The sequence below is a fragment of the Methylobacterium fujisawaense genome, from assembly GCF_039619325.1.
GTDB classification, from domain to species: domain Bacteria; phylum Pseudomonadota; class Alphaproteobacteria; order Rhizobiales; family Beijerinckiaceae; genus Methylobacterium; species Methylobacterium fujisawaense.
Genome location: NZ_CP155000.1, coordinates 582887 through 603120, shown reverse-complemented (window position 1 = coordinate 603120; position 20234 = coordinate 582887). Strand labels below are relative to the sequence as shown.

At 72.8% G+C, this 20234-nt stretch carries 20 protein-coding genes and 1 pseudogene; 13 read left to right on the top strand and 8 right to left on the bottom strand.

From position 1 onward, the window contains the following. Positions 1-224: 224 nt before the first annotated feature. The 6 genes and pseudogenes from ABC766_RS02875 to ABC766_RS02850 all read right to left on the bottom strand — a co-directional run bounded on the left by ABC766_RS02875 (position 225) and on the right by ABC766_RS02850 (position 6603). Positions 225-683: a GtrA family protein gene (locus ABC766_RS02875; RefSeq protein ID WP_345821072.1), complete on the bottom strand. Its 459-nt coding sequence runs from the start codon at positions 681-683 to the stop codon at positions 225-227. Then, the gene (locus ABC766_RS02870) at positions 673-1347 is read right to left on the bottom strand and encodes a hypothetical protein (RefSeq protein ID WP_345821071.1); all 675 of its coding nucleotides are present in this window, start codon (positions 1345-1347) and stop codon (positions 673-675) included. Before ABC766_RS02870 ends, ABC766_RS02875 begins: the two co-directional genes overlap by 11 nt. 1 nt (position 1348) lies before the next feature. Then, positions 1349-1636 (bottom strand): annotated as a pseudogene (locus tag ABC766_RS02865) (glycosyltransferase family 2 protein); the annotation flags it as partial. A 161-nt stretch (positions 1637-1797) separates the two neighbouring features. Further along, positions 1798-4962, bottom strand: coding sequence for a CusA/CzcA family heavy metal efflux RND transporter (locus tag ABC766_RS02860; RefSeq protein WP_345821070.1), 3165 nt, complete (start codon positions 4960-4962; stop codon positions 1798-1800). An 8-nt stretch (positions 4963-4970) separates the two neighbouring features. Then, positions 4971-6329, bottom strand: coding sequence for an efflux RND transporter periplasmic adaptor subunit (locus tag ABC766_RS02855; RefSeq protein WP_345821069.1), 1359 nt, complete (start codon positions 6327-6329; stop codon positions 4971-4973). Positions 6330-6405: 76 nt separating this feature from the next. Next, positions 6406-6603, bottom strand: coding sequence for a polyhydroxyalkanoate synthesis regulator DNA-binding domain-containing protein (locus ABC766_RS02850; RefSeq protein WP_043349771.1), 198 nt, complete (start codon positions 6601-6603; stop codon positions 6406-6408). Positions 6604-6888: 285 nt separating this feature from the next. Between ABC766_RS02850 and ABC766_RS02845 the strand changes: the two genes are divergently transcribed. The 4 genes from ABC766_RS02845 to ABC766_RS02830 all read left to right on the top strand — a co-directional run bounded on the left by ABC766_RS02845 (position 6889) and on the right by ABC766_RS02830 (position 11098). Next, entirely contained in the window at positions 6889-7566 is a 678-nt protein-coding gene (locus ABC766_RS02845) for a response regulator transcription factor (protein ID WP_345821068.1), read from the top strand. Beyond that, complete coding sequence (locus tag ABC766_RS02840; RefSeq protein ID WP_345821067.1) at positions 7559-9001, top strand: HAMP domain-containing sensor histidine kinase; 1443 nt, start codon at positions 7559-7561, stop codon at positions 8999-9001. Before ABC766_RS02845 ends, ABC766_RS02840 begins: the two co-directional genes overlap by 8 nt. Before the next feature lie 95 nt (positions 9002-9096). Beyond that, positions 9097-10638 (top strand): sensor domain-containing diguanylate cyclase, encoded by a 1542-nt coding sequence (locus tag ABC766_RS02835; RefSeq protein ID WP_342142322.1) that lies wholly within the window; start codon positions 9097-9099, stop codon positions 10636-10638. A 211-nt stretch (positions 10639-10849) separates the two neighbouring features. Beyond that, a complete protein-coding gene (locus ABC766_RS02830; protein WP_043386543.1) occupies positions 10850-11098 on the top strand; it encodes a PilZ domain-containing protein in 249 nt (82 codons plus the stop codon). Between the two features lie 117 nt (positions 11099-11215). On the opposite strand, the gene ABC766_RS02825 is transcribed toward ABC766_RS02830, so the two are convergent. After that, positions 11216-11944 carry a GntR family transcriptional regulator gene (locus ABC766_RS02825; protein WP_043386546.1) on the bottom strand — a complete coding sequence of 243 codons (729 nt, stop codon included), beginning with the start codon at positions 11942-11944 and terminating at the stop codon, positions 11216-11218. Positions 11945-12120: 176 nt separating this feature from the next. Here ABC766_RS02825 and ABC766_RS02820 point away from each other — a divergent pair, with 176 nt between their 5' ends. The 9 genes from ABC766_RS02820 to ABC766_RS02780 all read left to right on the top strand — a co-directional run bounded on the left by ABC766_RS02820 (position 12121) and on the right by ABC766_RS02780 (position 19900). Then, the gene (locus tag ABC766_RS02820; protein ID WP_043349762.1) at positions 12121-12870 is read left to right on the top strand and encodes a maleate cis-trans isomerase family protein; all 750 of its coding nucleotides are present in this window, start codon (positions 12121-12123) and stop codon (positions 12868-12870) included. Then, complete coding sequence (locus ABC766_RS02815; protein ID WP_043349755.1) at positions 12867-13949, top strand: ABC transporter ATP-binding protein; 1083 nt, start codon at positions 12867-12869, stop codon at positions 13947-13949. The genes ABC766_RS02820 and ABC766_RS02815 overlap by 4 nt, the downstream gene beginning before the upstream one ends. Positions 13950-13986: 37 nt before the next feature. Next, on the top strand, positions 13987-15030 hold the full coding sequence (locus tag ABC766_RS02810) for an ABC transporter substrate-binding protein (protein ID WP_345821064.1): 1044 nt from the start codon (positions 13987-13989) through the stop codon (positions 15028-15030). Continuing rightward, positions 15027-15932: an ABC transporter permease gene (locus ABC766_RS02805; protein WP_345821063.1), complete on the top strand. Its 906-nt coding sequence runs from the start codon at positions 15027-15029 to the stop codon at positions 15930-15932. The genes ABC766_RS02810 and ABC766_RS02805 overlap by 4 nt, the downstream gene beginning before the upstream one ends. 7 nt (positions 15933-15939) lie before the next feature. Beyond that, positions 15940-16758, top strand: a complete 819-nt coding sequence (locus tag ABC766_RS02800; RefSeq protein WP_043386552.1) for an ABC transporter permease — start codon at positions 15940-15942, stop codon at positions 16756-16758. A gap of 18 nt (positions 16759-16776) precedes the next feature. After that, positions 16777-17529 (top strand): aspartate/glutamate racemase family protein, encoded by a 753-nt coding sequence (locus tag ABC766_RS02795; RefSeq protein WP_043386555.1) that lies wholly within the window; start codon positions 16777-16779, stop codon positions 17527-17529. Continuing rightward, complete coding sequence (locus tag ABC766_RS02790) at positions 17526-18947, top strand: amidase (RefSeq protein ID WP_345821060.1); 1422 nt, start codon at positions 17526-17528, stop codon at positions 18945-18947. Before ABC766_RS02795 ends, ABC766_RS02790 begins: the two co-directional genes overlap by 4 nt. Then, positions 18944-19276 carry a hydroxyisourate hydrolase gene (locus tag ABC766_RS02785; protein WP_345821059.1) on the top strand — a complete coding sequence of 111 codons (333 nt, stop codon included), beginning with the start codon at positions 18944-18946 and terminating at the stop codon, positions 19274-19276. The genes ABC766_RS02790 and ABC766_RS02785 overlap by 4 nt, the downstream gene beginning before the upstream one ends. Positions 19277-19408: 132 nt before the next feature. After that, positions 19409-19900 carry a hypothetical protein gene (locus ABC766_RS02780; protein WP_345821058.1) on the top strand — a complete coding sequence of 164 codons (492 nt, stop codon included), beginning with the start codon at positions 19409-19411 and terminating at the stop codon, positions 19898-19900. On the opposite strand, the gene ABC766_RS02775 is transcribed toward ABC766_RS02780, so the two are convergent. Next, the gene (locus ABC766_RS02775; RefSeq protein ID WP_043354278.1) at positions 19842-20174 is read right to left on the bottom strand and encodes a hypothetical protein; all 333 of its coding nucleotides are present in this window, start codon (positions 20172-20174) and stop codon (positions 19842-19844) included. The two genes, ABC766_RS02780 and ABC766_RS02775, sit on opposite strands and share 59 nt — an antisense overlap. Positions 20175-20234: the final 60 nt, after the last annotated feature.

The window sequence follows — 20234 nt, the reverse complement described above, 5'->3', positions numbered from 1 at the left end:
ACGATCTCGCCGGGCAACGAACGGACCCGTCCCGAGGCTGAACCGGCTCCAGCGCCTTCCGGCAGCCGAAGCCGACGGTGCGGATTGGTCCAGCACGGCCGGACCGAGAGGCCGGCTCCGTCCAGGGAGCGATCCGGACACGGCCGTCCGCTACGGCCGGACCCGTCCCGATATCGCGGCGCGGCCTGCGGATCGGAGGCGGCCTGGGCAGCCGCGCCGCCCCGCTATCGAAGCTCGGGGGCGGACGACAAGTCGACCCGGGAGCCGACCCGGGAGAAGACGAGGAGGCGCGCGCCCGCATAGTTCAGGACGAGGGCGACCGCGGAGGCCAGGGCCAGGGCGGCGAGGGGGGCGGAGAACGGCTCGGGAAGCCGGAGGATCGCCAGAGCGAAAACCAGCATGTTGCAGGCGAAGCCGAAGGCCTGCACCAGCAGGTAGCCGGCCAGGGCGCTCAGGACCGGGCGCCCCCGCAGATCGGCGAAGCTGAGGCTCCTGTTGAGCAGGAACGTGACCAGCACCGCCACCGCGAAGGACACCGCCCGGGCGGCGAAGGGCCCGCAGCCGAAGCCGTGGATGCAGAGCGCCATCAGCCCGGCATCGGTGACGAATCCGATCCCGCCGACGAGGCAGAAGCGCGCGAAGCGCTCCGCCTCGCTGCGGGGTGCCCGGGCCTCAGCGGACATCGAGCTGCCGGGCCACCGAGAGGTAGAGCAGGCGCTTCAGCTCCTGACGGGTGCGGGTCGTCAGGTCCAGGACGATCCCGGTGAAGAAGGTCAGCACGCTGAGGATCACGATGCCGAGGCTCAGGACCGCCGTCGGCAGGCGCGGCACGAGGCCGGTCTCGACGAAGGTGACGATGACGGGCGCGACCAGCACGAGCGCGGCGAGCAGCAGCGCCACGCTGAGCGCGCCGAAGAACTGGAGCGGCCGCTCGTCCTTCATCAGGCGCAGGATCAGGTACAGGATGCGCGCACCGTCCCGGTAGGTGCGCAGCTTGCTGACCGATCCCGCCGGCCGCTCCTGATAGGCCGTCGTGACCTCGGCGGCGGGCATGCGCAGCTCCAGCGCGTGGACCACGAGTTCGGTCTCGGTCTCGAAGCCGCTGGACATCGCCGGGAACGACTTCACGAAGCGGCGCGACATGACCTTGTAGCCCGAGAGCATGTCCCGGAACTCGCGCCCGAACACGCCCTGGACGAGGCCGGTGAGGACGCGGTTCCCGAAGCGGTGGCCCGGCCGGTAGGCCTGCTGCGAGACCTCCGCGCGGGCGCCGTTGACGAAGTCGAGGGTCGTCCTTGAGCACGCGTCCGACCAGGAACGGTGCCGCCGCGGCGTCGTAGGTGCCATCCCCGTCGACCAGGATGTAGATGTCGGCCTCGACGTCGCCGAACATCCGCCGGACGACGTTGCCCTTGCCCTGGCGCGGCTCGATCCGGACGATCGCGCCCGCGGCGCGGGCGACCTCGGCGGTCCCGTCGGTGGAGTTGTTGTCGTAGACGTAGATCTGCGCCGTCGGGAGGGCCGCGCGGAAATCGCCGACGACCTGCGCGATCGTCAGGCTCTCGTTGTAGCACGGGACCAGAACGGCCAGGCGGGGCGGGCGCGCGGTTTCGGCGACGAGGCCAAGGACGGACATGGCGGGGCTCCGCGGCCTCTGCCTGAGGCCTGCCGCCACCGTGCGGGCCGTCCGGATCGACCACAATCGGCCGCGCTCCGGAGCCGGACCGCGCTTTCGACGTAGCGGCGCCGGCCGAAGGAGGGCGGGCTACGTCCTTCGGCGGACCCGGCCGCGCGGGCTCACGCCTCGGCCCGCGCCCGCTTCCGCGCCTCCGGGACGGCGGCGGGCGCCGCGCGGCCGGGTCCGCCGAAGGGCAGGCGCAGGCCCGCGACCACCGGATAGACCGCCGGCAGCACGACGAGGGTGAGCAGCGTCGCGGAGATCAGGCCACCGATCACCACGGTGGCGAGCGGCCGCTGCACCTCCGCGCCCGCGCTCGTCGAGAGCGCCATCGGCAGGAAGCCGAGCGCGGCGACCAGGGCGGTCATCATCACCGGCCGCAGCCGCATCTCGGCGGCGCGCGTCGCGGCCTCCTTGGCGCCGAGGCCGGTGGCCTCGAGGTCCCGGATGTAGCTCGTGAGCACCACGCCGTTCAGGACCGCGATGCCGAAGGTCGCGATGAAGCCGATCGCCGCCGAGATCGAGAACGGCATCCCGCGCAGGGTCAGCGCCAGGATGCCGCCGGTGGCCGCCATCGGCACGTTGAGGAAGATCAGGCCGGCGATGCGGATGTCGGCGAACATCACCACCAGCAGGATCAGGATCGCCGCGAGCGCGGCCGGGACGACAACCGTCAGCCGGCCGGTCGCCTCCTGCAGGTTCTGGAACTGGCCGCTCCAGACCAGGGCGTAGCGCGGCGGCAGCGTGACCTGCTGCGCCACGGCGGCCTGGGCGGCCGCGACGAAGCTCTGCACGTCGCGGCCCCGGACGTTCGCCTGAACGGAGATCCGCCGCTGCAGCCGCTCCCGGCTGATCTGCGCCGGTCCCGTCGCGACCTCCACGCTGGCGACCATCGCCAGCGGCACCATCATCCGGCTGCCGGCCTCTCGACCCGCCTCCTGGCCGGAGCGGCCGGCCGGCAGGGCACGGATGCGCTCGATGTCGCCGCGGTCGGCGGGATCCAGGCGCACCACGATGTCGGTGATCGAGTTGTCGTCCCCGTAGACCATGCCGGCGGTGCGGCCGCCGATGCTCTCGACGACGTCGAGCACGTCGGACACGGTGATGCCGTAACGGGCGGCCCGGGCCCGGTCGACCTGGATCGAGAGCGCCGGCATGCCGGCCTGCGCCTCGGCCTTCACGTCCGCCGCGCCCTCGACCCCCGACACCGTCCGCACGATGGCATCGGCCGTGTCCTTCAGGACCTTGAGATCGTCGCCGTACAGGCTGATCGCGACGTCGCCGCGCACGCCCTCCAGCAGATCGTCCATGCGCATCTGGATCGGCTGCGAGAAGCTGTAGGCGACACCGGGCACCTCCTCCTTCAGCCGCGTGTCGAAGGCGGCCACGAGGCCGTCCTGCGTCGCGGCGGTGGTCCAGGTGGCGGGGTCGGCGAGGGTGATGAAGCTGTCGGTCGATTCGACGCCCATCGGGTCGGTGGGGATCTCGGCGCTGCCGGTGAGGGAGACCACCCGCTTCACCTCGGGGAAGGATTTCAGGACCCGCTCGATCCGGCCGACCGTGGCCAGCGACGCGTCGAGGGCGATGCCCGGCAGCTTCTCCGAGGTGACGACGATCGCGCCCTCCGACAGCTTCGGCAGGAACTCGCCGCCGAGGCGCGTGGCCAGCACGCAGGAGCCGGCGAAGAGCGCGAGCGCAACCCCGACGGTCAGGACCACGTGCCGCTCGGCGCCGCGCAGCAGCGGCCTGTAGGCGGCGCGCATCCCCCGGACGAGGCGCGTCTCGCGCTCGCCGACGCCGCGACCGGCGAGGAAGAGGGCGGCCAGGGCCGGCATCAGCGTGAGGGTGACGACCAGAGCGCCGGCGAGCGCGAGGATCACGGTCAGCGCCATCGGCACGAACATCTTGCCGGCCACGCCCTGCAGCGCGAGGATCGGCACGTAGACGAGGATGATGATCGCCACCGCGAAGATCACCGGCCGCGCCACGGCGGCGGTGGCGTCCCGCACCACCTCGGTGGCCGGCCGGTCCGGATGCTCCCCGCGCGCGCGCAGCACGTTCTCGATCATCACCACGGCGCCGTCGACGATCAGACCGAAATCGATGGCGCCGAGGCTCATCAGGTTGCCCGACAGGCCGAGCAGGCGCATGCCGGCGAACGCCATCAGCATCGCGAGCGGGATCGCGACGGCGACGATCAGGCCGGCCCGCAGGTTGCCCAGCAGCAGCAGCAGGACCACGATCACCAGCACCGCCCCCTCAAGGAGGTTGTGCGCGACCGTATGGATCGTGCGATCCACGAGGGCGCTGCGGTCGTAATAGGGGACGATCGCGACCCCGGGCGGCAGTTGCGGGCGCAGGTCGTCGATGGTCTTCTTGACCCGCTCGACCACCGCGCTGGCATTCTCGCCGTAGCGCATGAGGGCGATGCCCACGACCGTCTCGCCCGCGGCGTCGTGGGTGACGGCGCCGAGCCGGACCTTGGGTGCCTCCTGCACGGTTCCGAGCGTCGCGAGCGTGACCGGGACGCCGCCGGGGCCGGTCGCCACCACGACGTCGGCGATGTCCTGCGGGCCCTTGGCGAGGCCGAGGCCGCGGATCACCTCCTGCTGATCGTTGTGCTCCAGATAGGCGCCGCCGCGCGCGGCATTGTTGTCGGCGAGCGCCGTGTAGACCTGGGCGAGGGTGACCCCGTAACGGCGCAGGGCGTCGGCGGAGATGCGGGCCTCGTAGGTCGGCATCTGGCCGCCGTAGATGTTCACATCGGCGATGCCCGGCGTCAGCTTGAGCTTCGGGGCGATCGTCCATTGCAGGATGCGCTTGAGCTGCATCGGCGTGTAGGCCGGCCCGCGCAGCTCGAACTGGTAGATCTCGCCCAGGCCCGTCGCCATCGGGCCCATCTGCGGGTCTCCGACGCCGGCCGGCATCAGGCTCTTGGCCTGCGGCAGGCGCTGGAACACCTCGGCCCGGGCCTCGGTCACCGATACGGATTCGTCGAAGGTCGCGTAGACCGCCGAGACCCCGGCCCGGGACGTGGAGCGCACATTGGCGAGGCCCGGCGCGCCCGCCATGGCATTCTCCACCGGGAAGGTGACGAGACGCTCGACCTCCAGGGGGCCGAGCCCCGGCGACAGGGTCAGGACCATCACCTGCCGGGGCGAGATGTCCGGCACCGCGTCGATGGAGAGGCCCTCGAGGTTGGCGATCCCGCCCGCGGCGGCCGCGAGCGCCACCACCAGGACCAGGAACCGGCGGCGCACCATCAGGGCGAACCAGGTCTTCATCGCGGTGCTCAATCCGTGGAGCCGAGCAGGCTGCGCATGAGGATCGCCTTGAGGCCGAAGCTGCCCGCCGTCGCGACGCTCTCTCCGGCCGCGACGCCGCGTGTCACCTCGACCCAGTCCGCCCGCTGGATCCCGAGGGTGAGGACGCGCCGTTCGAAGCGGTCGGGGGCGACGCGCACGAAGGCGATCGGGCCCGCCTCGGTCTGCTGGATCGCGGCGGCCGGGACGGTGACGCCCGACCGGCCGAGATCGGCGGCCACCGTGACCGACACGAACATGTTGGCGCGCAGCAGGTCCTCGGGATTGTCGAGTTCGAGCCGCGCGGGCGCGGTGTTGGTCGCCGGATCGAGGGCGGCGTTGACGGAGCGCACCCGGCCCTCGAAGGGCGGCTGGCCGGGGATCGGGCTGTCCACCGTGGCCGCGTCCCCGGCCTTCACCCGGGTGATGTCGGGACCGTAGAGATTGGCCAGCACGACGACGCGGGCCGGATCGGCCACCGTGAACGCGTCGCGGGCGGTGTCGACGACCTCGCCGAGGGTCACGCCGACCTGCGTCACGACCCCGGCGATCGGGGTGACGACCGCGCTGGTGCCGGGCGCGGCGCCCTCCGCGGGGGCGAGGCGCTGATACTGCGCCCGGTACATGTCGGCATTGGCCTGGGCGGACTGGACCGCCGCGCGCGCCTTGGCGAGATCGACCTGCCGCCGCTCGACCTCGGCCTGGGCGACGCCGCCGAACTTGAGCTGCTCCTGGCCGCGCTTGAGCTGTATCTCCGCGGCCCGCTCGGAGGCCTGCGCCTCGCCCAGGGTCGCCTGGGCGGCCTGGAGGCCGTTGCGCGCGTCCAGGATCCCGGCGGCGTCGAGGGTCGCCAGGGTCTGGCCGGCCGCGACACGGTCGCCGGGCTGGACCGCGAGGCTCAGGACCCGCCCCTGCGTGCGCGGCTTCAGATGCGTCACGCGCCGCTCGTCGAAGGCGACGGTGCCGGGGGCGCGCACCGGCAGGACGATCCGGCGCGTCTCGGCCGTCCCGAAGGCGAGGCCGGACCGCTTCTGGCCGTCCGCGTCGAGGGTGACGAAGTCCGATTGTGCCGGCGCGTCCTCCGTCTTCGCGGCGGACGAGGCCGTCATCGAGGCGTCGTCACCGGTTTGGGCAGGCCCCAAGCCGAGCCGGTCGCGCAGCGCGTCGCGCGAGATCCAGCCGGCGCCCAGGAGCGCGGCGAGGATCAGGACGAGCCAGACCAGGCGTGCGCCGCCGCGCCGGGCCTTCCCGGGCCGGACCTCCGGAGCGGCCGCCGCGGTCGGCCCCACATCCGGATGCGGCGCCTGCGCGTCGGTCTCGGCCTCCCGCGCGGCGTCGGAGGCGTCCATGGTCAGCGCCATCCGATCCACCGCAGGCCTCCCCATCGCCCGGCGCCGAGCGCCGCAGCCGACTCGACCGGCCGCCTCATGCGTCGAGGCCCGGCTTGAGCACGTCCTCGGTCACGAAGCGCCCGGTCTCGACCTCACGGACCACGACCTCGTAGCCCGCGCTGCGCAGATCCTTGAGGTGATCGAGGGTGACGTAGGCCCGGGTCTCGACATCGTACAGGCGGCTCGCCGCGTAGCGGTTGATCAGGCGCCGCGGGCGCCGCTTCCTAGGCATGCACCGACGTCCACGGATCGGGCGCGAAGCGGCGGGACGGGCAGGGAAGGCGAGACCAAGTCCGCATCGAGGGAATCCGGAAGCGCACCGTCCGGCGGCCGAGGGGCGGGCGGGTACGGGCTAGAGTCATTCCAATAAAGAGGGCCAACGCGATGCGGTGCCATTAAATTCGGGTTCATGCAGACGGTCGCGGGGCGATTTGCGCCGCGAAGTCCGGCACAAGGGTCCGGGACCGGGAAACAGCCGCGCCTGCGCCGGGGCGTGGAACCGGGGCGGGGGCCGCGCGTGGCGAAGCTGCTGCTGATCGAGGATGATGCGGAGACAGCCGGGGACGTGCTCGACGACCTGCGCGGGCGCGGCCACGAGGTCGTCTGGACCGCGACCGGTCCGGACGGAGCCCAGGCGGCCCGGGACGGCGGCTGGGGCGCGATCATCCTCGACCGGATGCTCCCCGGCCGGGACGGCCTGAGCGTCCTCCAGGATCTGCGCCGCGACGGGGATCGGACGCCGGCGCTGGTCCTGAGCGCCCTGGGCGACGTCGACGAGCGGATCCGGGGCCTGCGCGCCGGCGGGGACGACTACCTCGCCAAGCCCTTCGCGCTGGCCGAACTCGCCGCACGCATCGAGGCGCTGCTGCGGCGGCCGGTCGACAGCCGCGAGACCGTCCTGCACGTGGGCAACCTCGCGATCGACCTGATCGCCGGCACGGGCCGGCGCGGCGCCCGCGACCTGGAGTTGCTGCCGCGCGAACTCAAGCTCCTGGAGTATCTCATGCGCCGCCCCGGCCAGATCGTGACCCGCGCGATGCTGTTCGAGGAGGTCTGGAACTACCGGTTCACGCCCAAGTCCAACCTGATCGACGTCCATGTCGGGCGCCTGCGCCGGAAGCTGGAGGCGGGCGGGGAGCCGCCCCTGATCCACAGCGTGCGCGGCACCGGCTTCACGCTGACGCCCGATGGTTGATCGGCTCCGCTCGGCGGACCTGTTCCGCTCCACCGCGATCCGCTGGGCGCTCGGCATCGCCCTGTGGTCGCTCCTGCTCGCCCTGGCGATGTTCGCCTTCGTCTACTGGCAGACGGCCGACTACCTGCGGGAGGAACTCGCCGAAACGCTCCGGCTGGAGGTCCGGGCGGCCGCGGCCGACCCTGGCGTCGCGGCGACCCGGGTCGATACGTGGATCGCGATGGATGTCCACGCCACGCATTACGGCGGCCTGTTCGCGCCGGACGGGACGCGCCGGGCCGGCAATCTCGGGGCGTTGCCGGCCCGGCTGGCGCGCGACGGCGACGCGTACCGGGTGAGCGCGACGGTCGATCTCGCCGGTCAGAGCCTCCAGGACGAGATCTGGGCGGCCGCGCTGGCGCTCGCCGACGGCAGCACCGTGGTGATCGCCCACGACACCGACGAGATCGACCGCGTGAAGGCCACGATCCTGCGCGCCCTCGGCCTCGGGCTGGTGCCGACGCTGGCGCTCTCGGCCCTGGGCGGCCTGCTGCTCACGAGCCGCGCGCGCCGCCGCCTGGCCGCCACCGAGGCCGCCGTGACCGAGGTGATGCGCGGCGACCTGGGCAAGCGCCTGCCGGTCGGCCCGGGCGACGACGAGTTCGACCGGCTGACCCGGACCGTGAACCGGATGCTCGACGAGATCGAGCACCTCATGGGCGAGGTCCGCAGCGTCGGCGACGCCGTCGCCCACGACCTGCGCACGCCGCTCACCCGCCTGCGCGCCCGGCTCGAGCGCACCCGGTCCCAGGCCCGGACCGTCGCGGAGTTCCACGAGGCGATCGACCAGGGGCTCGTGTGGATCGACCAGACGCTCGCCATGGTCACCGCCGTCCTGCGGATCGGCGAGATGGAGGACGGGCGGCGGCGCGGCGCGTTCACGCGGGTCGATCTCGGCGAGGTGGCGGCCGTGGCGGTCGAGTTCCACGCGCCGCTCGCCGAGGAGAAGGACATCGACCTCGCGCTCGCGGCGCCGGACGGGCCGCACCCCGTCCACGGCGACCGCGACCTGTGCTTCGAGGCCCTCTCGAATCTCCTCGACAACGCCCTGAAATTCACGCCGCCCGGCGGCCGCGTCGCGGTGGGATTGCAGCGGACCGAGGCCGCGATCGTCGTGACCGTCGCCGATACCGGCCCGGGGCTGCCACCGGGGGAGCGCAGCCAGGTGTTCCACCGCTTCTATCGCGCGGAGGCGGCGCGCCAGACGCCCGGCCACGGCCTGGGCCTGAGCCTCGTGGCGGCGATCGCCGACCTGCACGGCGCCCCCGTGGCGATCCGCGACGCGGCGGGCGGTGGCTGCCATGTCGAGTTGCGCTTCCCGCACGCCGAGGCGGAGGCCGGCCTACGGACGGCCCGGTCAGCGCCGTCCATCACAAGTGGACCGTCATCCCCATAATTCGCCCGTGACGGCTCGGCCGCTCGGGTGCGAAAGCCGCGGTTAAGGCGCGCCATGCCAGTACCCGGCAACGAAACGACGCCTGTGTGGGGCCGATGAACGTGTTGCGGCGCGCCGGTTCCTGGCTCAGATCGGCCCGCACCTGGATCGCGCTCGGCGTCCTGGCCCCGTTGGGCATGGTGGTGACGTCCGGCCTGATGCTGGCCGATCTGCGCCGGGACGCCTGGGACAGCGCGGACCAGACCAGCCGGAACCTCCTCCAGGTCCTCGAGCGCGACATCGTGCGCAACATCGAGATGTACGATCTCTCGATCCGCGCGGCGGTCGACAACCTGAAGGTGCCGGGCCTGGCCGAGGCCGATCCGCGCCTGCGCCAGCTCATCCTGTTCGACCGCGCCGCGACCGCCCGCGACATGGGCGTGATGCTGATCCTGAACGAGGAGGGCGATGTCGTCGCCGACATCGCGGCCGTCCCGCCCCGCAAGGGCAACTACGCGGATCGCGAGTACTTCCAGGTCCACCGGGCGAGCGCCGGGCTCGGCCTCCATGTCGGCCGCCCGATCGTGTCGCGGCTCGACGGCGAGCGGATGCTGCCGTTCAGCCGCCGCATCGACAGGCCCGACGGCAGCTTCGGCGGCGTGGTTCTGGGCACCGTGAAGCTGTCCTACTTCACGCACCTGTTCAGCGAGATCGACCTCGGGCCGGAAGGGGCCATCAACTTGTACCTGAGCGACGGCACCCGCCTGATGCGCTATCCCTACGTGGAGGCCGATCTCGGGGCGAATATCGGTCAGAGTTCGATCTTCAAGCGGTTCCTGCGCGACGGGCGGGGCAGTTTCGTCAGCACCTCCGTGCGCGACGGCGTCGAGCGGAGCTACACCTTCACGCGGATCGGGACCCTGCCGCTGATCCTGAACGTCGCCCTGTCCACGAAGGACGTGGAGGCGGATTGGGTCGTGAAGGCGACGATCATCGGCGGCATCGTGCTGGCGCTGTGCGGCCTCACGGTCGCGCTCTCGCTCCTGTTCGGGCGGGAGCTGCGCCGCCGCGAGGCGATGCGGGCCGAGATGGCCGCCTTGTCGCGCACCGACGCCCTGACCGGCCTGCCGAACCGCCGCTCCTTCGAGGACATGTACCAGCGGGCTCTGGACGCGGCCCGGCGCGACGGCCATCCCCTGTCGCTGCTCATCGTGGATGCGGACCATTTCAAGCGCTTCAACGACCGCTACGGGCACCCGGTGGGCGACGAGATCCTGCAGAGCTTGGCGCGCTGCCTCGCGGCGAGCGTGCACCGCCCGCAGGATCTCGCCAGCCGCATCGGCGGCGAGGAGTTCGCCGTGCTCCTGCCCGAAACCGACGAGGCGGGCGCCCGACGCGTCGCCGACACGATCCATGCCGAGGTGGCGAAGCTCCCCGTCCCGTCGGCCGGGCTCGGGGCAGGCGTCGTGACGGTGAGCATCGGGCTCGCCGCCGCGCGGCCGAGCGGCGACCGGAGCGCGCCCCCGCCGGACCTGTACCGCTTGGCGGACGGTGCCCTCTACGAGGCCAAGACCGGCGGCCGCAATCAGACCCGCAGCGCGGCGCCGTCACCCGCGCCGCTCCAAAGGGGCGCGCTGCAGCTGGTGAAGACGTCCTGACGGGGCCCGGCTGCGATCGGTCTTCCGATTTCTTGACGGAATCGACACGAAAACCGTGATCTTCTCGCGCCGATGGCTGACGGACCGGCCCGAGCCGCCCGTCGTCATCGCGCGCCGATGGACGGGTAGGCAGCGGGACCCGTGCGTCGGATCAGCGATGCTCGTGTGGATTTCGCGTGGAATCCGGCCCCGCAAGCCAAGGGTAACGAGGATGGACGACAGACGTGTGGCGCCCCGCAGACGGACGCTTCTCGAGGGGCACATCGAACTCGCCGGTGGCGGTGCGATCGACTGCACGATCCGCAACATCTCGGACGGCGGCGCCCGCCTGCGCGTCGTCAGCGTGATCGGCGTTCCCGACGCCTTCGTGCTGTCCTACGGGATCAACGGTCAGCGTCGGCCGGTTCGCGTCACGTGGCGTCAGGAAACCGAACTCGGGATCGCGTTCGACGACGCCTGACGGCCCGCGCCGGACGAGGCTTCCACGCCCACCCGTGTTGAGGGGCGGATCGGAGGGGCGTGGAAGGCCTGCGTCCGGCTGGTGGCCCACCGATGCGCCGACAGGGTTAACGTTTCCTTACCGGGCGGCGGGGGCCGCGCGCCGGGCGTGGAGCGTCTCGGCGATCACCACGCCGGTCCGCAGCACGTGGCGATGGGCGATGGCCCCGGCCTCGGCGGCGTCCCGCCCGGCGAGGGCCTCGAACAGATCCCGGTGCTCCCGGGCGGATTCCGCCCAGCGGCTGCCGCTGGAGAGCGCGCGCAGGCGCGCCCACTGAGCCCGGGCCTGGAGCGGCGCGTGGGCCTCCGCCAGCGGACGGTTGTGGGCGGCCGTGACGATCGTCCGGTGGATCTCCTGGTTGAGGGCGAAATAGGCGTCGAGCACCTGGTCCCGGTGCATGCGGTCGAGCTGAGCCTGCTTGCCGCGCAGGTCGTCCATCAGGGCCTCGGAGATCCGCGGCGCGGCGAGTTCCGCGGTGAGCCGCTCGATGCCGGCCAAGGCCTCGAACAGTTCGAGGATCTCTTCCGGCGTCCAGTCCGGGACGCGCGCGCTGCGATTCGGGTGCAGGTCGACCAGCCCCTCCGCGGCCAGGAGCTTGAGGGCTTCCCGCAGCGGGGTCCGGGAGACCCCGAGCGCGACGGAGAGGTCCGTCTCCACGAGGGTCGCGCCCGCCGGCAGCACGCCGCGGACGATCATGTCCTTGAGCCGGGCCGCCGCCTGCTCGTGCAGTCCGATCCTGTGCACCTGCGCGGCGGGGACGATCAGGGCCTTGCGGGGCCGGCCCCGGCCTCGTGCGACGACGTCCATCGATCCTCCCGCTCCACCGCGCCAGCCTAGCGCGTGCGGCCGCCCGATCGATGATCCATTTTTCGGCCGCTTGCGCTGCCATATCATGCATTTGCGCAAATTGCATGCAGAATGCAGAAAATACCTTGTCGCTCGTCCCGGCCTGTCGGATGCTCCGCGTGTCGGGGAAGGATGCGATGGAACGACCGAACCGCACGACGCGCCTGGGCATGCTGACGCCCTCGTCGAACAGCGTCCTCGAGCCGGCCACCGCCCATCTGCTGGCCGGCTGCGCGGGTGTGAGCGCCCATTTCGCCCGCTTCCGCGTGACGGAGATCGGCCTGTCGGCGGCGGCGCTGGACCAGTTCGACCCCGAGCCGATCCTGAGCGCGGCCGACCTGCTCGCCGACGCCCGGGTCGCCGCGATCCTGTGGAACGGCACCTCCGGCGCGTGGCTCGGCTTCGACGCGGACGAGCGCCTCGGCGCGGCGATCACCGACCGGACCGGACGCCCGGCCTCCACCGCCGCGCTCGCCTTCCGCGACCTGTTCCGCGCCCGGGGCTTTCGGCGGATCGGCCTCGTCACGCCCTATACCGGCGACGTCCAGCGCCGGATCCAGGCCAACTGGGGTGCGGCCGGATTCGACTGCGGCGCCGAGCGCCATCTCGGCCTGTCGGAGAATTTCGCCTTCGCCGAGGCCGGTCCCGAGGCCATCGCCGGCATGGTCCGGGCGGTGGCGGCCGAGGGCGTCGACGCGGTGGCGATCGTCTGCACGAATCTCGCGGGCGCCGTCCTCGCTCCGGATCTGGAGGCCGAACTCGGCGTGCCGGTGATCGATTCGGTGGCCGTCACCCTGTGGAAGGGCCTGGACCTCGCCGGCTGCCCGACCGCGCATCTCGCCGCCCATGGCCGCGCCTTCGCGGCGGACGGGGAGGGCCGTCCGTGAGCGCCGGAGCCGGAACCACCCTGATCCTCGACGGGATCACCCAGCGCTACGGGACGGCGCTCGCCGTCGACACCGTGACCCTCGACATCAAGGGCGGCGAGCTCGTGGCGCTGCTCGGGCCCTCGGGCTGCGGCAAGACCACCCTGCTGCGGGCGGTGGCGGGCTTCCTGAAGCCGACGGAGGGGCGCGTCATCATCGGCGGCCAGGCGGTCGACCACCTGCCGCCGAACCGCCGCACCGTCGGCATCGTGTTCCAGAACTACGCCCTGTTTCCCCACATGAGCGTCGCCGACAACGTCGCCTACGGCCTCGCGGCCCGGGGGGTCGGGCGGGCCGAGCAGAAGGCACGGGTGGCCGAGATGCTGGCGCTGGTGCGGCTGGAGCACCTCGCCGGGCGCTACCCGCGGGAGATGTCGGGCGGCCAGCAGCAGCGCGTGGCGCTGGCCCGGGCGCTCGCCGTGCGCCCCTCGATCCTGCTCCTCGACGAGCCCTTCGCGGCCCTCGACAAGAACCTGCGCCTCGACATGCAGATCGAGATCAAGCGTATCCAGCGCAGCGCCGGCACCACCACGCTGATCGTCACGCACGACCAGGAGGAGGCCCTGTCGATGGCCGACCGGGTCGCCGTGCTCAATGCCGGCCGCCTGGAGCAGTTCGCACCGCCCACCGACGTCTACGACCGCCCCGAGACGCTGTTCGTCAACACCTTCGTGGGCACGGCCAACGTCCTGCACGGCCGGCTCGCGACCGGGCCGGGGGGCACCCGCGTGGTGGCCCTGGAGACCGGCGGCCTTCTCCCCACCGTCACGGCCCTGCCGGACGGGACGCGGGTGGCCGCCTGCCTGCGGCCCGAGCACGTCGCCTTCGCGACCGGAGGGGAGGGGCTCGACGGCGTGGTCGAGATCGGCCTGCCGCTCGGCGCCACCCTGGTCCACGAGATCCGCCTCGACGGCGGCGCCCGCCTGAAGACCGCCGAGGCCCGGGCCGCGGGCGCCCGGCCCCGACCGCCCGGCACCCGCGTGCGCCTGTCGCCGACCGCGCCCGAGCGGGTCAGCGTCTTCCCCGATTCCCGCCACTGAAGCCGAGCCGCCCGAGTCCGAGCCAGGAGAGCCGACCATGACCCTGCACCGCCGCAGCCTCCTCGCCGGCGCCCTGACCCTTGGCGCCGCGCAGGCCTTCCCGGGCCTGTCCCACGCGCAGGCGCGCAAGCTCGTCTTCGCGACCTTCACGGGCAGCTGGGAGGAGGCGCACCGGGCCGTGCTGGTGCCGGCCTTCCGCAAGAGCTCGGGGGGCGACGTCATCCTCGATCCGATGCTCTCGGTCGACCAGATCGCCAAGGTCCAGGCCGCCCGCGCCAACCCGCCGATCGACGTGATGCTGCACGATCCGGGCCCCGCCCTCACGGCCATCGCCCAGGACCTCGTCGAGCCCTATCCGGTGGCCCAGTCGGCCCATTACGGCGACCTGATCGCCGACGCGCAGGAGCCGATGGGCCCGGCGCCGTTCTTCCAGATCGTCGGCCTGACCTACAACCCCGAGAAGGTGAAGACGCCGCCGACCTCCTGGGCCGACCTGTGGAAGCCCGAGTACAAGGGCCGGGTCGGCATCACCAACCTGAACTCGACGCTCGGCACCGGCTTCCTCGTGGAGATCGCCCGGATGCACGGCGGCTCGGAGACCGATGTCGAGCCGGGCTTCAAGGCGCTGGAGGCGCTCAAGCCGAACCTCGCCGCCGTGGCGGCCAACCCGGGCGCCCTGGCGGCCCTCTACCAGCAGGAGCAGGTCGACATCGGGCCGGGCAATTTCAACGCGATCCAGATCCTGAAGGCCAGGGGCGTGCCGGTGGAGTTCGCGATTCCGAAGGAGGGCATCATCGCCTTTAAGACGACGATCCACATCGTCAAGAACACGCCGGTGAAGGAACTGGCCTTCAAGCTGATCGAGGCCGCCCTCTCGCCGGAGGTGCAGGCCAAGCTGATGCAGAGCCCCTACCTGATCGTGCCGACCAACCGGAAGGTCGCGATCGAGGGCGCGATCGCGAAGGTGCTGGCCAAGGACGCGGACGAACTGAAGCGCAAGTCGGTCTTCCAGGACTGGGCCGCAATCAACCGCAGCCGGTCGGCCTGGATCGAGCGCTTCAACCGCGAGATCCGGGTGTGACCGCCGACCCGGCCATGGCGACGGCGGGCCCGGTCGCGGCGCCAGGCCGCCCGGTCCGCGCCTGGACGGCGGCCTACGACATCCGCCTCGCGCTGCCCCTCGGGGCGTTCTTCCTGGTCTTCTTCCTGGCGCCGCTGGCGCTGCTTCTGCTGGTGAGCTTCTACGCCGATCCGGGCATGACCCGGTTCGGCCTCGACCAGTACGCCCGGTTCCTGCTCGACCCGTTCTCCCTGCGGGTGCTCGGCGCGACCCTGTGGCTCGGCGTCGAGGTCACGGCGCTGACCCTGCTGCTCGGCCTGCCGCTGGCGCTGCTCCTGACCTGGGCGCCCGGCCGGCTGCGCGGCCTGCTGACCCTGATCGTGCTGCTGCCGCTGCTCACGAGCGTGGTGGTGCGGACCTTCGCGTGGATCGTGATCCTCGGGCGCCAGGGCATCGTCAACGCCGCCCTCCTCGGCCTCGGCCTCACCGACACGCCCCTGAAGCTGCTCTACACCGAGGGCGGCCTCGTCCTGGGGCTGGCGCAGGTGCAGATGCCCCTGATGGTCCTGCCGCTGGTCACCGCCCTGTCGCGGATCGACCCGAACCTCGCCGACGCCTCGGCGGCTCTGGGGGCGGGGGCGTGGCGCACCTTCCTCCGGGTGACCCTGCCGCTCTGCCTGCCCGGCATCGTGGCGGGCTGCCTGCTGACCTTCGCGGCGGCGATCACCGCCTTCATCACCCAGTCGCTGATCGGCGGCGGGCAGATGCTGTTCATGCCCATGTACCTGTACCAGCAGGCCTCCTCGCTCAACAACTGGCCTTTCGCGGCGGCGATCGCGATCGTCTTCCTCGTGGCGGTGCTGGCCTGCGTGACGCTCCTCAACCTCGTGGGCCGCCTGTCGCGCGGCTACGCGCAAGCCTGAGGTCACCATGCGGACGTCCCTGCGGCGCGACTTCGACTGGTTCAGCTTCCACGGCACCGTGCTGCTGCTCGCCGGCCTCTGCCTCGTCCTGCTGGCGGCGCCGACCGTGATCGTCGTGGTGGTCTCGTTCACCAACGGCTTCTCCCTGCGCTTCCCGCCGCCGGGCTATTCCCTGCGCTGGTACGCGGCGCTCGCGGAGGCCGAGCAGCTCCAGGCCGCCGCCTGGAACAGCCTGGTGGTGGCGGGCTGGGCGACCCTCCTGTCGGTGGTGCTGGGCACCGCGGCGGCGCTCGCCATCGCCCGGTCGCGGCGGCTTTCCGCGCGGCTCCTCGACAGCCTGTTCCTGTCGCCGCTGGTCCTGCCGGCCCTGGCCTTCGGGCTTGCCGCCCTGATGCTGTTCAGCCTCGCCGGGATCCCGGTCTCGCCGCTGACCCTGATCCTCGGCCACACCGTGGTCTGCGTGCCCTTCGTGGTCCGCACCACGGTCGCGGCCCTGTCGCAGATGGACCCGGTGCTGCTGGAGAGCTCGACCTCGCTCGGCGCCTCGCGCCTCTACACGTTCCGCCGGGTGACCCTGCCGCTGATCCGGCCCGGGATCCTGGCCGGGGGCTTCATCGCCTTCATGGCGAGCTTCGACAACGTCCCGGTCTCGCTGTTCCTGCGCGACGCCGCCACCGACATGCTGCCGATCCGGATGTGGCAGGATCTGGAGGGTCGACTCGACGTCACGGTGGCGGCGGCCTCCAGCCTGCTGATCCTGGTGACGGTGGTGCTGGCGGTGGTGATGGAGCGGGCCGCCGGCCTGTCCCGCCGGATGGCGGGCTGAAGCGCCCGGAGCCTGTGCATGCGGATCCTGCTCCTCAACCCGAACACCTCCGCGGCGATGACCGAACGCATGGCGCGGGCGGCGCAGGCGGCGCTGGCCCCCGATGCGCGGATCACCGCGCTCACCGCCACGACGGGCCTGCCCTACATCGCCAGCCGGGCCGAGGCGCAGCTCGCCGGCGCGGCGGTGCTGGAGACGCTCGCCGCGCACCAGGCCGGCCACGATGCCGCGGTGATCGCGGCCTACGGCGATCCCGGGCTGATCGCGGCGCGGGAGCTGTTCGACCTGCCGGTGGTCGGGATGGCCGAGGCGGCGATGCTGACCGCCTGCCAGGTCGGAGCGCGCTTCGCGATCGTCACCTTCGCCCCCGCGCTGCTGCCCTGGTACGAGGATGCGGTGGCCCTGGCCGGCCTGTCGGCCCGCTGCGCCGGCCTCTACGCGGTGCGCCGGCCGTTCCAGGCGGTGACCGAGGTCCAGGACGACTTGCGGCCCGAGATCCTGGCCCTGGCCGAGCGGGCGGTCGAAGAGGGGGCCGACGCGGTGATCCTGGCCGGAGCGCCCCTCGCCGGCCTCGCCACGACCCTGCGGGACGCGGTGCCGGTGCCCCTGGTCGACCCGCTGGCGGCCGCCCTCGGCCAGGCGCAGGCGCTGGTGCGGCTCGGGACGCGGCCGCCCCGGGCCGGACGCTTCGCCCGGCCGCCCGCGAAACCGGCCACGGGCCTGAGCGGGCCGCTCGCCCGCTGGATCGCGCATCGCGAGGGAGAGCCATGATGCAGACCGATGCGACGGGCCCGCTCTGGACCCTCTCGGCCACCGCCCTGGGCCGACGCTACGCCGCCGGGACGGCGAGCCCGGTCGCGGCCGCCCGTGCCTGCCTGGACCGGGCCGAGGCCGTGAACCCGGGGCTCAACGCCCTGGTCGCCGTCGATCCCGAAGGTGCGGCGCGCGCCGCCGCGGCGAGCGCGGCCCGCTGGGCGGCGGGCCGGCCGCTCGGCCCCCTCGACGGCGTGCCGGTGACCATCAAGGACAGCCTGAACGTCGCCGGGTTCGCCACCGGCTGGGGCAGCCGACTCTACGCGGGGCAGGGGACGGACCGGGACGAGACGCCGGTAGCCCGCCTGCGCGCGGCCGGAGCGGTGATCCTGGGCAAGACCAACGTCCCGGAACTGACCGTCCAGGGCTATACCAGGAACCCGGTCTCCGGCGTCACCCGCAACCCCTGGGATCCGGCGCTGACCCCGGGGGGCTCCAGTGGTGGCGCCGTCGCGGCGGTGGCCGCCGGGATCGGGCCCCTGGCCCTCGGGACCGATGCGGGCGGCTCGATCCGCCGCCCCGCCTCCCATACCGGCCTCGTCGGCCTGAAGCCCACCGCCGGACGGGTGCCGCGAACCGGCGGGCTGCCGCCGATCATGCTCGACCTCGAGGTGGTCGGGCCGATGGCGCGCACGGTCGACGACCTCGCGGCGCTGATGCGGATCCTCGGGGCGGCCGATCCGAACGCGGTCGCGCCGAACGGCTTCGGCCCGTTCGGGACCGCCGCAATGCCGGAGCGCCCGCTGCGGATCCTCCATGTCCCGGCCTTCGGCACCGCCCCGGTCGATCCCGAGATCGCCGACAGCGTCGCCGAGGCGGCCGGGCGCCTCGCCGGCCTCGGCCACCGGGTCGAGACCGGCCGCTTCGACGCGGCGACCGCCATCACGGAGGCGTGGCCAATCCTCGGCCAGGCCGGAATCGCCTGGCTGATGCGGGCGCATCCGGGCCGGCGCGACGACCTCGGCCCCGACATCCGCGCCCTGGCGGAGGCCGGGGCGGCCCTCTCGGCGGCCGACCTGTTCGACGTGCAGCGGATGGCGCTGGCGCTGCGTCAGGATCTCGCCGCCCTGTTCGCCGCGCATGATCTTCTGATGACGCCCACGGCGGCGGCGCTGCCCTGGCGGGCGGAGGACACCCATCCGGAGCGCATCGCCGGGGTGCCGGTGGGCCCCCGCGGCTCGGCGACCTTCACGGGCTTCGTCAACGCCGCCGGCTGTCCCGGGATCTCGATCCCCTGCCGCCCCTCCCGTGCCGGGCTGCCGATCGGGTTCCAGCTCGTGGCGCCCTGGGGCCGCGACGAGGCTCTGGTGGCGATGGCGGCGGCCTACGAGGCCGCCCATCCCTGGCGGATGCTCTGGGAGGGCGGCGCCTCGTGACCGGCCTGTCGCTCCACGCCGTCAACGCCGCCACGGGCCGGCCGGCCGCGGGGATGCGCGTGTGCGTCCTGCGGGCCGGGTCCCGGCGGCGGGTGCTCGCCGAGGGGCGGCTCGGCGCGGACGGGACGCTCGATCATCCGATCGTGCGGACGCGGCTCGCCGCCGGACTCTACGAGGTCGTGTTCGCGATCGGGGACTTCGTCGGGGCGGCGGGGGAGGGGTTCCTGGAGGAGGCCGCGATCCGCTTCCGGATCGACGACCCCGACGGCCACTGCCACCTGCCGCTGAAATTCACCGCCTTCGGCGTCGCCCTGTTCCGCGGCTGCTGAGCCGGGGGTGCGTCGTCCCGGCACGCGCCTGCGGCGGCGCGGCCCTGCCGGCTCCCTCTCCCTTTGAGGTGACCGAGGCCCCCGGAGCGCCTAGACTCGATTCCGATCGGAGCGGGGCGCAGGAGGAAGCCGATGCGGGTTCAGGCGATGACGATCCCGGCCGCGGCCGGGCGCGCGACGCGCGGCGCCCCTCCGGCGCGCCTGATGCTGGCCGCGCTGACGGTCCTCGCACTTCCGCTGGCCTGGATCGCGGCCGGACGCTCCCCTGCGGCCGAAATCGACCCCGATCTCGTGCGGGTGATCCGCTTCATGGCGCTGATCAAGGGCGGGTTTGCCCTGGCGGCGCTGGCCGGCTGCCTCTGGCGCCTCGGACGCCCCGCGGCCGCGTGGCGGAGCCTCGTCTACGTGGCCGGGCCGCCCCTCATGGCGGTCGGTGCGGCCGGCCTGTGGTCCCTGCACGATGCCGGCTCGGCGGCGCTCGCCCTGCATCTCGGTCTGTTCGCGCTCCTCGCGGCGGCGCTGACCGACCCCGATGCCCTGCCCGACGGTCCCCTGCGGCACGCCGTCAGATCGTCTCGTAGGCGAACAGAACCGAGATCAGCGTCAGGCCGATCAGCCCGATGACGAAACAGATGTCGGCGCAGCGCTCCAGGCGGATCGCGAGGTCGCTGACATCCCCCAGACGGATCGACAGGTAGGACGCGATCGCGCTGACCAGGAACAGGACCGCCGTCAGGGCGGCGGCCTCGTCGACGTGGCTCGGCCCGATCCAGCCCTCGGCGATCTTCACGAGGCCGATCAGCGTGGTGCAGACACCGACCATCGTGCCGGCATTGGGGAGGATGTGGCGCGACAGGCCGTCCTCGCCGGATCCGGTGGCCTTCCGCCTTTCGGCCATGCGCTCCTCGTACAGCTCCGCGCCGGCCGATCCCCCTTAGATATCGCGCCCGTGGAGGTT